We start from the raw sequence: 16,496 nt of genomic DNA, 5'->3' as shown, positions 1-16,496 counted from the left end.
CCCCGGGTCCCCGGGCGGCCCCTGGACGACCCGCCCGGGCGGCGCGGGCGGCGGCGGGGGGGGCCCGCCCCCGGCCCGGCGCGGGGGCCCCGCCCCCCCCACCACGTACCCTCGCCTCGGCACGGCCGCCGTCGCCGGACACCCGCGGAGCCGGGAGGCGACATCGGGTCCGGTGGGACACGGGCCGTAGGACGCGGATCGAGGGACGCCGGACGTACGGCGAGCGGGGAACGGACGATGACGCAGGCACGCGGACAGGGGACGAAGCCCGGTGGGAACGACCGGGACCGGGCCGCGACCGTGCGCGTCTTCATCGCCCTCGCCCCGCCCGACGAGGCGAAGGAGGAGCTCGAGCGGGAACTGCGCGCCGCGTACGAGACGTACCCCCGGATGCGGTGGAACCGCGTCGAGGACTGGCACATCACGCTGGCGTTCCTCGGTGAGCTCCCGGTCGGGACCGTTCCGCTCCTGCGTCCGCCGCTCGCGGACCTCGCGGCTTCGCGCCGGCCGGTCGAACTGGCCCTGCGCGGCGGCGGGCACTTCGACGGGCGGGTGCTGTGGAGCGGTGTCGACGGTGACCTGGAGGGACTGCACCGGCTCGCCGCCGACGTCCGTACGGTGGTCAGGGAGTGTGGTGTCCCCTTCGAGGAGCGGCCGCTGCGCCCCCACCTGACGCTGGGCCGTGCCCGCCGCGACGATCCGGCCTGCGTGCCGGACGTCGCCGCCGGCCTCGCCGGCTTCACCGGCCGTCGGTGGCGGGCCGAACGCCTCCACCTCGTCGGCAGTGATTTCGGCCGGGGCCCCGGCCCCATCCGGTACCAGGACATCGAGTCCTGGCCGTTCGGTGGACAGGGGACGTGCGCGTAGGCGGTGTCGCGGCCTCCGGAGTCCTCCGGGCGTGTTTCCCTGTGCGGTGATCACCACTCCGGAAAGGGAATCATGGTGTCCGACTCCGGTCTCACCCCGTCCCGTCGCACCGCTCTCGCGCTCGGCGCCGGTGCCGCTCTCGCCTCCGCGTCACCGCTCGGCGGCTCGGCGTACGCCTCCTCTCCCGGCGGGAAGGACCTCGTCGCGCGGCTGCGGGAGCTGGAGCGGCGGCACTCCGCCCGGCTTGGCGTGTTCGCCCACGACGTGCGGTCGGGAACCTCGGTGGCGTACCGCGCGGACGAGCGTTTCCCGATGTGCTCGCTCTTCAAGACGCTCGCCGTCGCGGCCGTGCTGCGCGACCTCGATCACGACGGCACGTTCCTGGCGCGGCGCATCCGCTACGCCGAGGCGTACGTCGAGCGGTCGGGCTGGTCCCCCAGGACCGGACTGCCCGGGAACCTCGCCCACGGGATGACCGTCGGCGAGCTCTGCGACGCCGCCCTGCGCCACAGCGACAACACCGCGGCGAACCTGCTGCTCCGCGAGCTCGGCGGCCCGACCGCGGTCACGCGGTTCGCCCGGTCGATCGGTGACGGCAGGACGCGGGTCGACCGCTGGGAGCCCGAGGTGAACTCGGCGGAGCCCTGGCGGAGGACCGACACCAGCACGCCCCGCGCCATCGGCCGGACGTACGGGCGGCTCGTGCTCGGCGACGCCCTGCCGGGCCGGGACCGGGAACGGCTGACCGGCTGGATGCTCGCCAACACCACCAGCGACGAGCGGTTCCGGAAGGGGCTGCCCGCCGGCTGGCTCCTCGCGGACAAGACGGGGAGCGGCCGGTACGGCGGCAGCAACGACGTCGGTGTCGCCTGGCCGCCGGGCGGCGGCCCGGTCCTGCTCGCCGTGATGACGACGCGGTCCGAGGAGGACGCGGCGCCCGTCGACGCGCTGGTGGCCGAGGCGGCCGCCCTGCTGGCGGCGGAGCTCGGCCGGCCACGTCCCGGGAAACAGCTCGAATAAATGGGTTGAGCGCCGTCCCGGGCTTTCCTAGGCTGTGGGCACACGCTGAAAGGAGGTGATCCGGGAAATGGTTTCTTTTCGGATTCGTGAGGTGACTGCGGGCTAACGGCCTGCCGTCGCACTCTGTGCACCTCGGCAGGCCATCTGCCGAAAACCACGCAGTCACCCGACCCGTGGGCCGCCGGTAATCCGGCCGGCTCCCGTCCGAACTCGAGCGGACGGGACCAAGGCCCACGGGTCGTCCGCGTTTCCGGCGGCCCTCCCCCACCGGCCGTCGGGCTGCCGGATCTCCGGCCGGCGAATCTCCGGTCGCCGGGGCGGCGGGCCGGACCCGTCAGGCCAGGCTCAGGGCGCCCGTACGCCGGGCCCGTGCCTCGCCCACCCGCAGGATCAGCGCGGCCGCCACGAGGAGCAGGGCGCTCAGCGCCCCCAGGCCGAGAAGGGTCGGGGCGAGTTCGCCCGCCGTGCGGTGTTCGAGGAGCGCGCCGCGGACCGCGAGCAGACTGCCGGTGAGCGGGAAGACCGCGCCGACGACCTGGACGGCGGCCGGCAGGGCGAAGTGCGGGAGGCGGACGCCCGAGACGAACCAGAGCGGCTCGTCGAGGATCGTGTACAGGAAGGCCGAGTCCCGGGAGAACACCAGCAGGCTGTTGAGGAACGCGCCCCACGCCACCGCCGGGATCAGCAGGGCCAGGAGCACGACGCCGTACATCCACCAGGCCGAGACGGACAGGGTGCCGAAGCCGGTCAGGGCCACGACGGTGAAGCAGGTGAGCAGCCAGGCGTTCTGGAGGAGCGCGCCGGCTCCGTTGGCGATCATCAGGGTGAGGCGGCCCGCCGGGGAGAGGAAGAGCAGCTCCAGGGTGCCGGTGGTCCGTTCGAAGGAGAGGTGCCAGGCGCTCTGGACGAGGGAGAAGAAGAAGGCGTACGCGAGGGTGCCCGTGGCCAGGAAGGCGAGGAGGCGCTCGGGGTCGGCGGCGAGCGGCCAGTTCTCGGCGGCCCGGGAGGCCGTGGCGACGGGCCGCAGGGTGTGGTAGGTCGTGGCCAGCTGGAGGATCGGCCAGACCAGCATCGAGAACACGACGAGCGGCTGGCCGAAGAGCCGCCGGTGCTGCTTGAGCGTTTCCGCGGCGAAGACCCGCAGGGCGTGGCGGAGGTGGTTCACCGGACGTCGCCCCCGGCCCCCGCCGCGCGGGATGCCTCCACGGTCGTCGTGAGGGCCGCCTCGCCCGTCTCGGCGAGTGTGAGGATCGCGTCCTCCAGGGTGGCCTCGGCGATCTCCAGGCCGCCGATGGATCCGCCGGCCCCGACCACCGCCGCCGTCAGCGGACCGGCCATGTCGTCGGGGTGGCGCAGGGTGAACAGTTCCGCACCGTCGGGGAGGGGTTCGCGGGTGGCTCCGAAGGCGTCCGCGACGGCCCGGACGCGGTCGGTGGGGTCGGTGACGGTGAGGCGGACCGTACGGTGGCTGCCGGTCGCGGCCTTCAGTCCGGCCGGGCTGCCCTGGGCGAGGTGGCGGCCGGCGGAGATCACGTACACATGGCCGCAGAGTTCCTCGACCTCGGCCAGGTAGTGCGAGGTCAGCAGCACTCCGGTGCCGTCGTGGGCGGCCAGGTCGGCGACGACGCGGCGCAGGTCGCGGGCGATCGGGGCGTCGAGCCCCAGGGTCGGTTCGTCGAGAAGGAGGTAGTCGGGGCGGTTGACGAGGCCACGGGCGATGGCGAGCCGCTGGGTCATGCCGCGCGAGTACCGCTCGACCATGGTGTCGGCGGCGTCGGTCAGGCCGACGAGGTCGAGGAGTTCACCGGTCCTGCGGCGCAGTTCGGCCTTCGGGACGTCGTAGAGCTGGCCGAAGTACCAGAGGTTCTCGCGGCCGGTCATCCGGGTGTAGACCATGCGTTCGCCGCCGGCGATGAGGTTGATGCGGCGGCGTACGGCGCGGGCATCGGTGACCGCGTCCAGGCCGTCGACGCGCACGGTGCCGGCGCTGGGCCGCAGGAGCGTGGCGAGGATCTTGATGGTGGTGGTCTTGCCGGCGCCGTTGAGGCCGAGGAGGCCGGTGACGCGGCCGCGCGGAATGTCGAGGTCGAGGCCGTCGACGGCGCGCTTGAGGGCGCGGGGGCCGAAGAGGCCCTTGTCCCGTACGGGGAAGTCCTTGCGCAGGCCGCGGACTTCGATCGCCGTGGTCATCAGTAGGTCCTTTCGACGGCACGGGCTTCGGCCCGCGGCAGACAGGTCAGTCCCAGGAGGAGGTAGGCGCAGCTGAGGACGGCGCTGACGGCCAGCCTCGGGAGGAGTTCCGGGAGGGAGTGGCCACCGGTGAAGCTGCCGTGCACGACGTCCATCGCCGAGGTGGTGGGGAGCAGTTCGGCGAACCAGCGCACCGGCTCGGGCAGGTGGTCGCGCGGGAAGGTGAAGCCGCCGACGAGGCCGAGCACGACGAAGACGGTGTTCTGTGAGATGTGGGCCTCCCCCGCCGCGATCATCAGTCCGCCGAGGCCGACCGAGAGCGCGAAGACGGCGCCGGTCAGGGCGAGGCCGCCGAGCAGCGCGCCCGGCACGGAGGAGACCGGCACGGTGATGCCGAGGGCGGCGACGACCAGGCCGAGGGTCAGGAACTCGAGGATGCTGCTGAGCACCGCGAAGGCGGTGAAGCCGAGGAGGTAGGGCAGGCGGCCGGCGGGGGCGATCAGCAGCGCGCCGAGCGTGCCCTGGCGCTGTTCGGTGATGAGTGCCTTGGCGGACCAGAGGATCAGCCGGACGGCGAAGTGGAAGGCCGTCGTGCCGACCACGATGTAGGCGAGGTAGGCGGTGGTGCCGCTGCCGGCGGCGAAGTCGGCGCCGACGGCTCCGCCGCCGATGGCGTGGAAGCCGAAGAAGGCGAGTGCGATGGTGAGCGCGGCGGGCAGGACGGTGCCGACGGCGTACGTCCACGGATAGGCGCGGCGGGTCATCTGCCAGGTGCGCCAGGCGGTTGCCCGGGCTGTGGGCATGAAACGGATCCCTCCCCCTCGTACAGGAACCCCGCGAGTGAGTTTCCTATGGGAACTTAGAGTGAGTTTCTATCGGGAACTCACTCGATGACGCAAGATGGACCGGCTACCCGAACGAGGAGGACACGTCATGGCACGAGCCGTGCCCGACCGCGACGCCGACTGCGCCATCGCGCAGGCCGCGGCCGTCGTCGGCGACTGGTGGAGCCTGCTCCTCGTCCGCGAGACCGCACGCGGACGGCACCGCTTCGACGAGCTCCAGCGCGAACTGGACATCTCCCGCAAGGTCCTCACCGAGCGGCTGAACCACCTCGTCGACAGCGGGGTCCTCGACAAGGTCCCGTACCAGGAGGGACCGGTGAGGTTCGAGTACCGGCTGAGCGACGCCGGTCGCGCGCTGCTCCCGGTCCTGGTCTCCATGCAGGACTGGGCCGACCGCTGGCTGCTCGGTGACGGGTCCCTCACCGCCTCCGCCGACGAGCGGAGCGCCGAGGCCCACCGGGTCCACGACCTGCCCGGCACCAGGCTGCCCCGGCTCACGCTGCCCGCCCACACGGGCGCGGCGCTCGACCCGGTCGACGGCGCGGCCGGCGCCACCGTCCTCTTCTGCTACCCGGCGACCGGCCGGCCCGGTCCCCTGCCGGACAACTGGCCGGACATTCCCGGCACGACGGGATGCACCCTGGAGAACCGTCTCTTCCGGGAGGCGTACGAGCGGTTCACGGCGGCCGGCGTCGCGGTCCACGGCGTCAGCACCCAACGTCCCGACGAACAGCGGGCGTTCGCGGAGGCCGAGCGGATTCCCTTCCCGCTGCTCTCCGACATGGACAGCCGGCTCTCGGCGGCGCTGCGGCTGCCGACGTTCCGCGCGGGCCAGGCCCTCCGGCTGAAGCGGGCGGTCCTCGTGCTGGACCGCGAACGGACCGTGCGGCACGCGCAGTTCCCGGTCACCGACATCCCGGCGGCCGTGGAGACCGCGTGGCGCGAGGGTGCCGCGGTCGCGTCGGAGTGACGATGCCCACCCGGACGCTCCTCCTCCGGTGAGCCGCCGTCACGCGCGCGACGACCGCCGCACCGGCCGGGTGAAAAAACGATCTTGCGTTCACGTCTCCGACATGGTCCGATGTTCCGTCTTTCTCGTGATCATTACATTGGGGGCAGAATGACCAGAGGCATGGATCGACGTTCCGTCATGCGCGGCCTGGCCACGGCCGGCGCCGGCGCGACGGTGGGAGCCGTGGCGATGGGGAGCGGCCCGGCGTACGCGGCGGGTTCCGGGGACGACCCGTACAGCGTCGACGTCATCAGCAAGGGCGCCGACCCGACCGGCGCCACCGCCAGCGACGCCGCGTTCCGCGCGGCCGCCGCCGAGGTGCTGGCCTCGTTCCAGCCCGGTCCCATCTCGGGAGCGATCCCGAAGAAGGTCCTGGTCATCCCGCCCGGCACCTATCTGCTGACGCAGCCGGACTCGCTGCTGCCGAACGTCGACGGCGAGGGCAACGGCGGCATCGTCGACGGCGTGTCGATCACCGGCTACGGCAAGCGGCTGTCCCGGATCGTGTACTCGCCGGCGGCCGACGACACCACACTGTGGACGAACTACCAGCGCTACAAGAACATCCGGATGTCCGGGCTCACCTTCACGAGCACCAACGCCACGTCGAGCTTCAACTACGCCTACTCCTCGGCCGACTACGGCGTCCAGGACACCTGGTACACGGACGTCGAGTGGCGCGGCAGCTGGAAGCGCGGCATCGGTCTGGACGGCCCGGCCACGACGTCCAACCTGAACAGCGAGATGGGCTGGGACCACTGCCAGGTCGGCGGCTCCTACTCCGACGCCTTCCTCGTCATGGGGATGACCCCGGCGGCGACGCAGCAGGACCAGTTCCTCAACTACTGGTTCCGTGACTGCAAGGTGGAGTACCAGTCGGGTGTGTTCGTGAAGAACAACCGGGGCGGCTCGATGAACTTCGTCGGCGGGTCCTACATCCTCACCGACGCCGCGTCGAACGGCACGTTCTTCCAGCTCACCGCCGACGCGACCACCCGCGCCGACTCCGTGACCCGCCTGTACGCCCAGGGCATCCGCTTCGAGCTGCGCGGCGTCGGCCACAAGGTGATCGACTCCCGCTGGTACAAGGGGAACATCACCTTCGAGTCGTGCGACGACACGGCCCTCAGCTTCAAGTCCTGGGCGCCGAACGCGGTCACCCACGTGTACGACTTCGACGCGAACGGTGCCCGCGGTCCGATGGTGCGTTACGTGGACTGCGGACTGATGGGCTCGCACCAGGTGACGACCGGGTCCACGGCGACGACGGCGGGCAAGCTGCTGTACGACGGGTGCCGCTTCATCGACATGCCGACCGCGACCGGAGCGACCGGGTTCCTCCGCTGGACCGGGTCCGTCGCGCCCCGCTACGAGGTGCGTGACTGCCTCGGCGGCGCCACCTACCTGGCGAACGTGAAGAACCCCGCCTGAGTACCGACGGGCACGCCGCCGCCCGGACCGCGACACGTGTCGCGGTCCGGGCGGCGGTTCATCACACGTACACCTGGACTTCCGGCCCCCGGTCACCCGGTGGCGCCGTACCGACATGGACGGGCAGCACGCTCACGCAGGACCGAACACCCCCTGCAGAGGAGAGTTGCGTGACTCGCCCCACCACCGCCCGGTCAGTCGTGCTCGTCATGGCCACGGCACTCGCGGCAGCGGCCCTCGCCGTGCCGGCCCAGGCCCACCACCGCACCTCCGGCAGCGACCTGCCCGCCGTGACGCCCCGTGCGGAGACGCCGGTCCTGCACGACGACGACGCGGGCGGCAACGCCGACGCGGACGACCCCGCCATCTGGCGCAACGCCGCCGCCCCGGGCCGCAGTCTCGTGATCGCGACCGCCAAGGAGGGCGGCCTGCGCGTCTACGACCTGGACGCGCGTCCGGTGCAGTCGATAGCCGCGCCCCCCGCCGCCGGTGAGGACGACGCCCCGGGCCGCTTCAACAACGTGGACCTCGTCCACGGTCTGCGGCTCTCCTCCGGCCGGGCCGACCTGGCCGTCACCAGCGACCGCGGCCACGACCGGCTGCGGTTCTACCGCATCGACCGCGACCGCGTCGGCGGACCGCTGACCGACGTCACGGACCCCGCCGCACCGCCCGTGTTCTCGAAGGACCAGGCCGAGATCAACGACCAGCGCACCGCCTACGGGCTCGCGACCTGGACCGACCCGGCGACCGGGAAGTCCTTCGCCCTGGTCAGCCGCCGCGAGCGGACCAGCATCACGCTGCTCGAACTCCTCCCGACGGCGACCGGCACGGTCACCTACCGCACGGTCCGGACCCTGGACCTCCCCTCCTCGTTCCGCCTGCCCGACGGCACCTCGTGGTCCCCGTGCGCCGAGCCGGACGAGCTGCCGCAGGTCGAGGGCATGGTCGTCGACCCGGCCGACGGCACCCTCTACGCCGGCCAGGAGGACATCGGCATCTGGCGTCTGCGCGCCGACCTCACCGGCACACCGAAGCTGATCGACAAGGTCCGCGAGTACGGCGTCCCCGGGGTGTACGACGAGGAGACCGAGGAGTGCACGCCCGGTGCCGACCCCGGCTACGGCGGCACGAAGATCAGCGCCGACGTCGAGGGCCTGACGCTGCTCACCGAGTCCGACGGTGACGGCTACCTCCTCGCCTCCAGCCAGGGCGACAACACCTTCGCCGCCTACGACCGCGAGCTCGAGGACGCCAACGAGTACGAGGGCGGCTTCCGCGTCGCCCCCGTGAACAGCACCCTCGACGGCTCCGAGGAGTGCGACGGCGCCGCGGTCCTGAACGCCCCCCTCGGCTCGAAGTACCCCAACGGCCTCCTCGTCGTGCAGGACGGCCACGACGCCCCGGGCGACGGCGACCGGCCGGCGACCAACTTCAAGTTCGTCGACCTCGGCACCGTCCTCGACGCCCTGGACGACTGACCCTCGTCCCGGCCCCTGCCCACACCGGCCGCCGGCGCCGCTCCCGGCCCGGCGGCCGGTGTCGTCTCACCGGCCCGTCAGGAGCGCCGCCACCGCGTGGGCGGTGGCCGGGTGGCGGACCGTCAGGGCCGGGGAGCCGACCGTCGGACCGGCCGGCTCCCACGGGTCGCGTCTCCCGAGGAGGTCCGCCACCGCGTCGCAGGCGGCCCGGTGGGTGAAGAGCAGCGCCGCACCCCTCGGCCCGGCGGACCGCCCGTCCTCCGGGGCCCACGGGTCCGTGGAGCCCAGGATTCCGGCCAGCGCGTCGCACGTCTCCGGATACGCCGGGAGCAGCGCCGCACCGCGCGGCGCCGCGGTCGACGGGACGGGCTGCCGCTCGGTCGGTACGCGCCACGGCGGGACCCAGGCGTCCAGGGCCGCGAGGCGCCCGGGGAAGACGCGGCCCGCCTCGCGGATGAGCAGGGGCGCCAGCTCCGCCGCGTTCGACCGGAGTGTGGTGACGAGGGTCGGCAGCCACGGCAGCAGCACGGCGTCGGGCAGTCGGCCGAAGGCGTTCGACACGGCTTCCACCACCACGTCCGCGAGCCCCGGCACCGGCTCGAGGGCGTGCACGAAACCGCTGAGGTAGCGCGGGTAGGAGGGCACCGCGAGGGGGTTGGCGAGGAGTTCGTCGCAGCGCCCGCGCAGCTCGTCGCGGGAGAGGGTGCCGAGCTGGACCCGCGCGGCCCACAGCAGTGCCGTCTTCGCCTGGTCCCCCGGGTGCGACTGCGCCACCGCCAGTTCCAGCTGCGTCCTGTCACAGCCCAGCGACAGGGCCAGGCCCTCCATGCCGAACAGGAAGCCCAGCATCGCCGCCACCTGCCCGACGGTCGCGTCCTCGTCGCGGAACGCCGTCGGGAGCAGCGTGCAGTAGTGGGCGTACCCGGTCCTGACGAAGGACCGGATCCACGGGGGCAGCACCGGTTCGCCGGTGCGGTAGTACGCCAGGAGGCCCCGCACCCGGCGCAGCACCTCCGGTGCCCCGTCCACGGTGCGTTCGGCCGCCAGGACGTCGAGGGCGCGCGTGCCGAGTTCGTCGGCGAGGCGCCCGCCGCCGAGGTGGAGCGTCGCGTCCTCGACGGCCGCGAGGACCTCCGCCGTCGTGGCCCTGGGCCCGTAGGCGGTGCGGCGCAGGCGCTGTTCGAGCACCTGCTCCAGGCTGACCCCCTCGTAGCCGAGTTCGATGAGTGCCCGCTGGTGGGTGCCGAGCGACAGGTCCCACGACTCCTGGATCGACCGCTCGCCGAGCCGCCGCTCCCCCATCACCGTGCGTGCGGCGCCCGGTGGGAGGAGGCGGCGCAGCATCCACAAGACGTCCGAGCAGGCCCGGAGCTCCGGCCGGGACGCCATGTCGAGCAGGGCTCGGCGTACTCCGCGCTGCTGGAGGTTCAGTGCCAGCGGCGCCAGCCGGTCGTGGACGTCGCGGGCGAGCGGCGGCAGCGCCTCGTAGCCGACCTGGCCGATCCGGTCGCCGCCCATCATGATCTCGACGAGCCGGCGCACGTCCCGGCGGCCGGGGACGGCGTCCTTCTCGATGCAGGTGACCGCCGCGTCCTGGAAGTCGTACGGGGTGGGCTTGGCCCGGTCCCGGAGGGCGGCGAGCAGGATCGACGTCTCGAAGACGGCGATCGCGTCGGCGGTGGAGGCGAGGTAGCCGCTGCGGCGGGCGGCGCGGACGACGTCCACGGACCAGCCGAGCAGTTCGGCCTCGTCCAGGGTGTGCAGGGCGGGGGGCTGCTGGAGGAAGCCGGAGAGCCGGTCCTCCAGGGGTACGGGGCCGGGCGCGGGCGCGGCGGGCTTCGCCGCCGTCCTCGCGGGGCGCGGCTTCCTGGCGCCGGCCTGCCCCTCGAGGCGGTACGGCTCGACCTCGGTGCGCTTGAGGTTCTTGGCCCACTCCGTCGCCGCGATGGACACGGAGCCCGGGGCGAGGCCGAACTGCGCCTCGATCGCCGCGTGGCTGGACGGGATGAGTCCGTACTGCCAGGTCGTGGCGGTGCGCGGGGAGACGGTGAAGTCGCCGGTGCCGTGCACGCCGAACTCCTCGACGCGGCTGGCCGCGTGGAAGGCGCCGCACACGTAGAGGCAGTCCGCCGGATCGGTGCCGGTCGCGGCCAGGTGCTCGCGCATCCGGGTCCACATGTGGCGCTCGCGGTCCTCGTCGACGCGGACCCGGTCCCCCCGGCCGGGGGCGAGCCGCCGGAACAGGCTGCCGATGAGGAACATGACCTGGCGGTAGGTGTCGTGGTCGCTGTCGCCGAGCGGGACCTCGACGTACTGGTGCCACCACTCCGACCAGTGCCGCACCTTGCCGTGGCGCAGCAGGTGCTCCTCCAGCTCGGCGAAGCGGGGCCTCAGGTCGCCGATCTCGACGCCGACGGCCTCGCCGTGCAGGGCGGCCTCGGGTTCGGCGGACGGGTCCGCGGGTTCGGTGGACGGCTCCCCCGGCCGGTCGTGCCGGGTGTCCCACTGGAAGACGTGGTCGGAGGAGCGGTCGACGAGGACCAGCTCCACGCCGGGCGTGTCGAGGGCGTAGGCGATGGCCTGGTACTCGGCGGAGGCCTCGGTGACGGGGGCGACGACGGAGAGCGGGGCCCAGTCGGGCGGGAAGCCGTCGATGTCGCTCGCGAAGGCCTGCACCGCGACCGGCAGCCGGCAGTTGCGCAGCTCGGTGAGGAGCGGCGCCATGTCCTCGCACAGTTCCAGGTACACGACCTTGGGCCGCTTCTCGCGCAGTCGGCGGGCCATGGCGAGGGCGGAGGCGGGCGAGTGGTGGCAGACGGGGAAGATCTCCAGCGGCTCGGCCGCGGCGCGGTCGACGTCGTCGACCATGCCGAGCAGGATTCCTTCGAGGGCGTCCCGGCCACCGGCGAACTCGGCCGCCGCCTCGTGGAGTTGACCGCGCAGCGCGGCGAAACCCGTTCCCCGCGGGGCGGCCTCGGTCGCGGGTGCGGCCTCGGTCCGGGGTGTGGCCTCGGTCCGGGGTGTGGCCTCGGGGGCGGTCTCGGTCTCGGGGGTCCCGGTCATGACAGCTTGGCGATCGCGTCGCGGCCGCCCTCCAGGAACTCGGGCCAGGAACCGCCCTCCTCCTTGCCGCGCGGCTCGACGACACCGTGCAGGTACTTGTTGAGGATGGCCAGGTCCTCGGGCTCGCGGCGGGCGAGCGTGCCGACCAGCGAGGCGGCGAGGGCGCGGGCCGTCAGGGTGCGCTCGCCGAAGAAGTCGCTGTGCAGGACCGCGTCCTCCAGTACGCCGATCTGCTCGGCGGTGGAGAGGGCGGACTCCAGCTTCTCGTCGTCGCTGCCGGCCGCCGCGGCGGAGGCCCGCAGGTCGGCGAAGCTCTGGAGGAGGACGTCGAGGAGGGTCGGCGGCACGTCCAGCTCGATCGCGTGCCGGCGCAGCAGTTCCTCGGTGCGGAAGCGGACGATCTCCGCCTCGCTCTTCTTGTTCGTGACGACGGGGATGCGGACGAAGTTGAACCGGCGCTTGAGCGCGGAGGACAGGTCGTTGACGCCCCGGTCGCGGCTGTTGGCGGTGGCGATGACCGAGAAGCCGGGCTTCGCGAAGACGATGTTCTCGCCGTCGGCGCTGTCGAGTTCGGGGACCGAGATGTACTTCTCGGAGAGGATCGAGATGAGCGCGTCCTGGACGTCGCTGGTGGAGCGGGTGAGTTCCTCGAAGCGGCCGATGGTGCCGGTCTCCATGGCGGTCATGATCGGCGAGGGGATCATCGACTCGCGGGACTGGCCCTTGGCGATGACCATGGACACGTTCCAGGAGTACTTGATGTGGTCCTCGGTGGTGCCCGCGGTGCCCTGGACGACCTGGGTGGAGTTGCGGCTGATCGCGGCCGAGAGGAGCTCGGCGAGCCAGCTCTTGCCGGTGCCGGGGTCGCCGATGAGGAGCAGGCCCCGGTCGGAGGCGAGGGTGACGATGGAGCGCTCGACGAAGCTGCGGTCGCCGAACCACTTCTGCGTCACCTCCCGGTCCAGGCCGTCGGCGCGCTCGGATCCGAGGACGAACAGGCGGACCATCTTCGGGGAGAGGCGCCAGGAGAACGGCTTGGGACTGTCGTCGATCGACTCCAGCCAGTCGAGTTCCTCGGCGTACTTGATCTCGGCGGGAGCGCGGAGCAGGTCGGACATGGGGAGGGCCTTTCCGGTCGTCTCAGGTGAGGAAGGTCTTGAGTTCGTGCACGAGCTTGTTGGTGTGGCCGGAGACCACCGGGGTGCCGAGCGCCTTGAACCGCTCCCGGAACCAGGGGTTGACCTCCTGCCGTCCCGAGCTGGTCACCGAGCCGACGGGGATGAACCGCACGCCGGAGCGGTGGACCGCCTCGATGCCCTCGAACAGTGGCTGCGAGCGGTCGAACTCGTAGAAGTCGGAGATCCACACCATGACGGTGTTCTTCGGTTCGGTGATCTTCGGCCGGGCCATCGCCATGGCCACCGGTCCGTCGTTGCCGCCGCCGAGGTTGGTGCGCAGGAGCACGTCGAACGGGTCGCGCACCCAGGGGGTGAGGTCGACGGCCCGGGTGTCGTACGCGATGAGGTGGACGTCGACCTTGGGCAGTCCGGCGAAGATCGAGGCGAGGATGGTGCAGTTGACCATGGAGTCGACCATGGAGCCCGACTGGTCCACGACGACGATCAGTCGCTGGGGTGTGGTGCGGCGGACGGTCTGCCGGTAGTAGAGGCGGTCGACGTAGAGCCGCTCCTCCTCGGGGCTCCAGTTGGTGAGGTTCTTCCAGATGGTGCGGTCGAGGTCGAGGTTGCGGAAGACGCGCTTGGGCGGGACCGAGCGGTCGAGCTCTCCGACGGTGGCCTTCTCCACCTGGGTGCGGAGCACCTGGGCGACCTCGTCGACGTAGCGCCGGATGAGTGACTTCGCGTTGGCGAGGGCGACGCCGGACAGGTTGCCCTTGTCGCGAAGGAGTTGTTCGATCAGCGACATGCTGGGGGTGAGCCGGGCGGCGAGCGCGGGGTCGGCCAGTACCTCGCGCAGGTGCATACGGCGGACGAGGTCGGCCTCGACGGCGCCGAGTTCGGCCCCCAGGCCGCCGGCCGCGACGGCCCCTCCGGCGCCCCGGCCCCCGCGCAGGCCGCCGGGCGGGCAGCCGAACGCCCGCTCGAGCCAGCCCGCGTCCGACTGCCAGCGGGCCAGCTGACCGGCGGAGACCGTTCCCGGTCCGGGCGCGAAGACGTTGAGCAGCAGCTTCGACGCGAGCGCGGCGCGCCGCACCTCCGCCGCCCGGTCGCGTACGCCGTCCGGCTCGGTCTCCGGCCTCATGAGGCCCTCGAACTCGTCGGCCAGCTCCGGATGGCGCTGCACGACGGACTCGACGGAGGCGCCGGGGTCGAGGAGGGACGGGGGGAGGCCGATGTCCTCGACGACGGCGAGGCTCGCCGCTTCCAGGGCGGCCTGCTCCTCGGGATCGAAGAGCCGGGCGAGGAGCCGCCAGTACAGGACCTGGCGGCGGTTGTCGTCGGGGTCGGGACCGACCGGGGCCTGGATGGCCGGGCCGGGAGGGGACACGGGGGCGGCCGGCGGGGTCTGGCCGGCCGGAGACGTGGAGCCGGCCGGTTGGGCCCGGTCGGCCGGGGGCGTGGGGTCGGTCATGCGCGCAGCAGCTTTCCGGCTCGCTCGCGCAGGACGGTGACGGCGTCGGTGGCCGCCTTCTCCGCCCGTGCGCCGAGCTTGTCGGCGGTGCCTCCGGCCCACTCGCCCGCGTGGACGGCGACGGTCTTCTTCCGGACGGTCGTCTCGACGGCGAGCGGCTGGAGGACGAACTCCCCCGCGTCCCACCGGAGCAGGCCCAGGCACGCGCCGGACGTGGCGACAGCCTCGGGAGTGAGCGGACTCGCGGCGGGGACGCGGTCCGTGTCGACGGCGAGCCGGTGCCCGGCGACGGTGAACGTCGGCGTCCCGTCGTCCTGCCGCTCCGCCGCGTACCCCTCGACGAGCACGGGGACGGCGATCCGGGCGGGGTGGCGGTCCAGCGGCGCGGTCACCGGGTCGGTGGCGGTGGACAGGATCACCCGGGCGGTGGCGAAGGGATCGGCCGGCTCCCCGGTGCGGGCCCGCTCGTCGTCCCAGAGGAGGTCGCCCTCGGCGGTGACGGGCATGGCGTCGAGCTCCATCGCCCGGCCCTCCCCGGCGGCGGCGAGCAGCGACATGCGGGGCCGGAGCAACTGCCAGAGGCCCGCGCCGACGACGGTCTCCGGCTTGGGCGCGGACACCGCCGCCCGGACCAGGCGGGGCCCCGTGCCGTCGGAGGGTTCGAGCACCGCGTGGACCTGGGCCTGCACGGCGGTGGCGTGCTCCTGCACGTCCACGCCCAGCGGCAGCAGGCGGCCGGTCGCGGTGGACGGGGCGGGGGTGCGGGCGGCGCCCGGCAGGGTGAGGAGCAGCGCGCGCGTCCAGAGGTCGGCCCAGCGGCGCACCGGGACGCGTTCCAGGGTGGCGCCCGGGCAGGACGCGGCGAGTTCGGCCGCGAAGCCGTCGAGGAGGGTCGCCTGTCGGCGCAGCCGCGGGTCGGGCAGCATCGCGGAGACCACGGGCGCGGCGTCGGCGGCCAGTTCGTGGTCGATGCCCTGCCAGCCCGCCCTGGCGAGGTCGCACAGCCAGGCACGGGCGGCTGCGAGCACGTTCGCTCCCGGCTCGTCCGCGGCGGTGTCCGGGGGCGCGTCCGGGGTGCTCCGCTCGGCGCGCGGCCGTCCGGTGACGTCCGCGACGCGGTCCGTCAGGGCGTCGTGCACGGAGCCCATGAGGGCGGTGCGGGCGGCGGCGAGCGCGATGAGGTGGTCCTCGCCGGCGGCGCCCGCCGCGGCCTTGTCGGCCGCCTCGGCGACCGCCGAGGCCAGGGGCGTCCCGGCGACGGCGCCCGCGAGCGCCGCCAGGCCGGCGGCCTGGGCGGGCTGCGGCCGGAGCAGCCCGCCGACGAGCACCTCGTCGAAGGCGTCGACGGCGGACAGCGCCTCGTCGAGTCCGTCGACGGGATCGGTGAGCAGGTCCGTGCGCATCAGGCGGCCGTCCTCGTCGGCGGGAACCAGTGCATCTCGGGCAGTGGCGCGGTGGTCGGTGCCAGTTCGAGGTAGGCGAGGTGCCGGAGGAACCTGCTGAACACCGGGGCGGCTGCCGAGGTGTCGCCCTGCTCGGGGCGTGTGGCGGTCATCGCCGAGACGAGCTCGGGTGCGCCGGACCGCCCGTCGGGGGTGTCGGCCTTCAGGTAGCGGGCGACGCGCTCGGCCCCGTACTGCAGGACCGCCTCGCCGACGAGGGCGCGGATGTGGTTGCAGAACGTGCCGCGCGCTCCGCCGCAGGGGCGGTTGTTGTTGGTGCTGCAGGCGAACGCGTACGTACCGGCCGCGATCGAGGACACGTACACGCGTCCTGCGTCGGACCCGCTGGACACGACGCCCTGCAGCCGTCCGTCGGCCAGTTCGACGAACGGCACCTTGGCGAGTTTCCGCGGTCGCGCGGGCGGTACCACCCGCGCCGTACTCGACCTCTCCCAGACCGGCAACGTACCTCTCCCATGCACATCGAAGGGACGTTCTCGCCGTCGCGGCGGAACAAGATCGAACCTATCCCCGCCCACTGACAACGCCCCGG

13 protein-coding genes are annotated in these 16,496 nt (G+C 73.1%); 5 read left to right on the top strand and 8 right to left on the bottom strand.

Features of this window, described 5'->3' with window-relative positions:
• Positions 1-237: 237 nt before the first annotated feature.
• Positions 238-867, top strand: coding sequence for an RNA 2',3'-cyclic phosphodiesterase (gene thpR / locus ACFWUY_RS36070; RefSeq protein ID WP_384119986.1), 630 nt, complete (start codon positions 238-240; stop codon positions 865-867).
• Between the two features lie 72 nt (positions 868-939).
• Positions 940-1,887: a class A beta-lactamase gene (bla, locus tag ACFWUY_RS36065; RefSeq protein ID WP_384119983.1), complete on the top strand. Its 948-nt coding sequence runs from the start codon at positions 940-942 to the stop codon at positions 1,885-1,887.
• A 334-nt stretch (positions 1,888-2,221) separates the two neighbouring features.
• Here the strand turns inward: bla and ACFWUY_RS36060 are convergent, their stop codons facing one another.
• From ACFWUY_RS36060 to ACFWUY_RS36050, 3 genes are read right to left on the bottom strand one after another with little or no spacing between them, the layout of a single operon-like run.
• Positions 2,222-3,052 carry an ABC transporter permease gene (locus tag ACFWUY_RS36060; RefSeq protein ID WP_384119981.1) on the bottom strand — a complete coding sequence of 277 codons (831 nt, stop codon included), beginning with the start codon at positions 3,050-3,052 and terminating at the stop codon, positions 2,222-2,224.
• Positions 3,049-4,077 carry an ABC transporter ATP-binding protein gene (locus tag ACFWUY_RS36055; RefSeq protein ID WP_384119978.1) on the bottom strand — a complete coding sequence of 343 codons (1,029 nt, stop codon included), beginning with the start codon at positions 4,075-4,077 and terminating at the stop codon, positions 3,049-3,051. Before ACFWUY_RS36055 ends, ACFWUY_RS36060 begins: the two co-directional genes overlap by 4 nt.
• Positions 4,077-4,880 (bottom strand): ABC transporter permease, encoded by an 804-nt coding sequence (locus tag ACFWUY_RS36050; RefSeq protein ID WP_384119975.1) that lies wholly within the window; start codon positions 4,878-4,880, stop codon positions 4,077-4,079. Before ACFWUY_RS36050 ends, ACFWUY_RS36055 begins: the two co-directional genes overlap by 1 nt.
• Positions 4,881-5,010: 130 nt before the next feature.
• On the opposite strand from ACFWUY_RS36050, the gene ACFWUY_RS36045 reads away from it, so the two are divergent.
• The 3 genes from ACFWUY_RS36045 to ACFWUY_RS36035 all read left to right on the top strand — a co-directional run bounded on the left by ACFWUY_RS36045 (position 5,011) and on the right by ACFWUY_RS36035 (position 8,846).
• On the top strand, positions 5,011-5,892 hold the full coding sequence (locus ACFWUY_RS36045) for a winged helix-turn-helix transcriptional regulator (protein ID WP_384119972.1): 882 nt from the start codon (positions 5,011-5,013) through the stop codon (positions 5,890-5,892).
• 162 nt (positions 5,893-6,054) lie between these two features.
• Positions 6,055-7,365: a hypothetical protein gene (locus ACFWUY_RS36040; protein ID WP_384119970.1), complete on the top strand. Its 1,311-nt coding sequence runs from the start codon at positions 6,055-6,057 to the stop codon at positions 7,363-7,365.
• A gap of 209 nt (positions 7,366-7,574) precedes the next feature.
• On the top strand, positions 7,575-8,846 hold the full coding sequence (locus ACFWUY_RS36035) for a phytase (protein WP_384119997.1): 1,272 nt from the start codon (positions 7,575-7,577) through the stop codon (positions 8,844-8,846).
• Positions 8,847-8,912: 66 nt separating this feature from the next.
• On the opposite strand, the gene ACFWUY_RS36030 is transcribed toward ACFWUY_RS36035, so the two are convergent.
• From ACFWUY_RS36030 to ACFWUY_RS36010, 5 genes are read right to left on the bottom strand one after another with little or no spacing between them, the layout of a single operon-like run.
• Positions 8,913-11,909, bottom strand: a complete 2,997-nt coding sequence (locus tag ACFWUY_RS36030; protein WP_384119968.1) for a hypothetical protein — start codon at positions 11,907-11,909, stop codon at positions 8,913-8,915.
• Positions 11,906-13,027, bottom strand: a complete 1,122-nt coding sequence (locus tag ACFWUY_RS36025) for an AAA family ATPase (RefSeq protein ID WP_384119965.1) — start codon at positions 13,025-13,027, stop codon at positions 11,906-11,908. Before ACFWUY_RS36025 ends, ACFWUY_RS36030 begins: the two co-directional genes overlap by 4 nt.
• 22 nt (positions 13,028-13,049) lie before the next feature.
• Positions 13,050-14,501, bottom strand: a complete 1,452-nt coding sequence (locus ACFWUY_RS36020; protein WP_384119962.1) for a VWA domain-containing protein — start codon at positions 14,499-14,501, stop codon at positions 13,050-13,052.
• Positions 14,498-15,904: a hypothetical protein gene (locus ACFWUY_RS36015; RefSeq protein WP_384119959.1), complete on the bottom strand. Its 1,407-nt coding sequence runs from the start codon at positions 15,902-15,904 to the stop codon at positions 14,498-14,500. The genes ACFWUY_RS36020 and ACFWUY_RS36015 overlap by 4 nt, the downstream gene beginning before the upstream one ends.
• Positions 15,904-16,407 carry a hypothetical protein gene (locus tag ACFWUY_RS36010; RefSeq protein ID WP_384119957.1) on the bottom strand — a complete coding sequence of 168 codons (504 nt, stop codon included), beginning with the start codon at positions 16,405-16,407 and terminating at the stop codon, positions 15,904-15,906. The genes ACFWUY_RS36015 and ACFWUY_RS36010 overlap by 1 nt, the downstream gene beginning before the upstream one ends.
• Between the last annotated feature and the right edge of the window lie 89 nt (positions 16,408-16,496).

The sequence above is a fragment of the Streptomyces sp. NPDC058664 genome, from assembly GCF_042716635.1.
Lineage (GTDB): Bacteria > Actinomycetota > Actinomycetes > Streptomycetales > Streptomycetaceae > Streptomyces.
The sequence above is the reverse complement of the archived record's forward strand: the minus strand, read 5'-3'. Positions and strand labels throughout refer to the sequence as shown.

Excerpts from the sequence above, each read along its gene's own strand:
- thpR (WP_384119986.1), top strand. The coding sequence starts at position 238 with ATGACGCAGGCACGCGGACAGGGGACGAAGCCCGGTGGGAACGACCGG.
- bla (WP_384119983.1), top strand. The coding sequence starts at position 940 with ATGGTGTCCGACTCCGGTCTCACCCCGTCCCGTCGCACCGCTCTCGCG.
- ACFWUY_RS36055 (WP_384119978.1), bottom strand. The coding sequence starts at position 4,077 with ATGACCACGGCGATCGAAGTCCGCGGCCTGCGCAAGGACTTCCCCGTA.
- ACFWUY_RS36050 (WP_384119975.1), bottom strand. The coding sequence starts at position 4,880 with ATGCCCACAGCCCGGGCAACCGCCTGGCGCACCTGGCAGATGACCCGC.
- ACFWUY_RS36045 (WP_384119972.1), top strand. The coding sequence starts at position 5,011 with ATGGCACGAGCCGTGCCCGACCGCGACGCCGACTGCGCCATCGCGCAG.
- ACFWUY_RS36040 (WP_384119970.1), top strand. The coding sequence starts at position 6,055 with ATGGATCGACGTTCCGTCATGCGCGGCCTGGCCACGGCCGGCGCCGGC.
- ACFWUY_RS36035 (WP_384119997.1), top strand. The coding sequence starts at position 7,575 with ATGGCCACGGCACTCGCGGCAGCGGCCCTCGCCGTGCCGGCCCAGGCC.
- ACFWUY_RS36030 (WP_384119968.1), bottom strand. The coding sequence starts at position 11,909 with ATGACCGGGACCCCCGAGACCGAGACCGCCCCCGAGGCCACACCCCGG.
- ACFWUY_RS36025 (WP_384119965.1), bottom strand. The coding sequence starts at position 13,027 with ATGTCCGACCTGCTCCGCGCTCCCGCCGAGATCAAGTACGCCGAGGAA.
- ACFWUY_RS36020 (WP_384119962.1), bottom strand. The coding sequence starts at position 14,501 with ATGACCGACCCCACGCCCCCGGCCGACCGGGCCCAACCGGCCGGCTCC.
- ACFWUY_RS36015 (WP_384119959.1), bottom strand. The coding sequence starts at position 15,904 with ATGCGCACGGACCTGCTCACCGATCCCGTCGACGGACTCGACGAGGCG.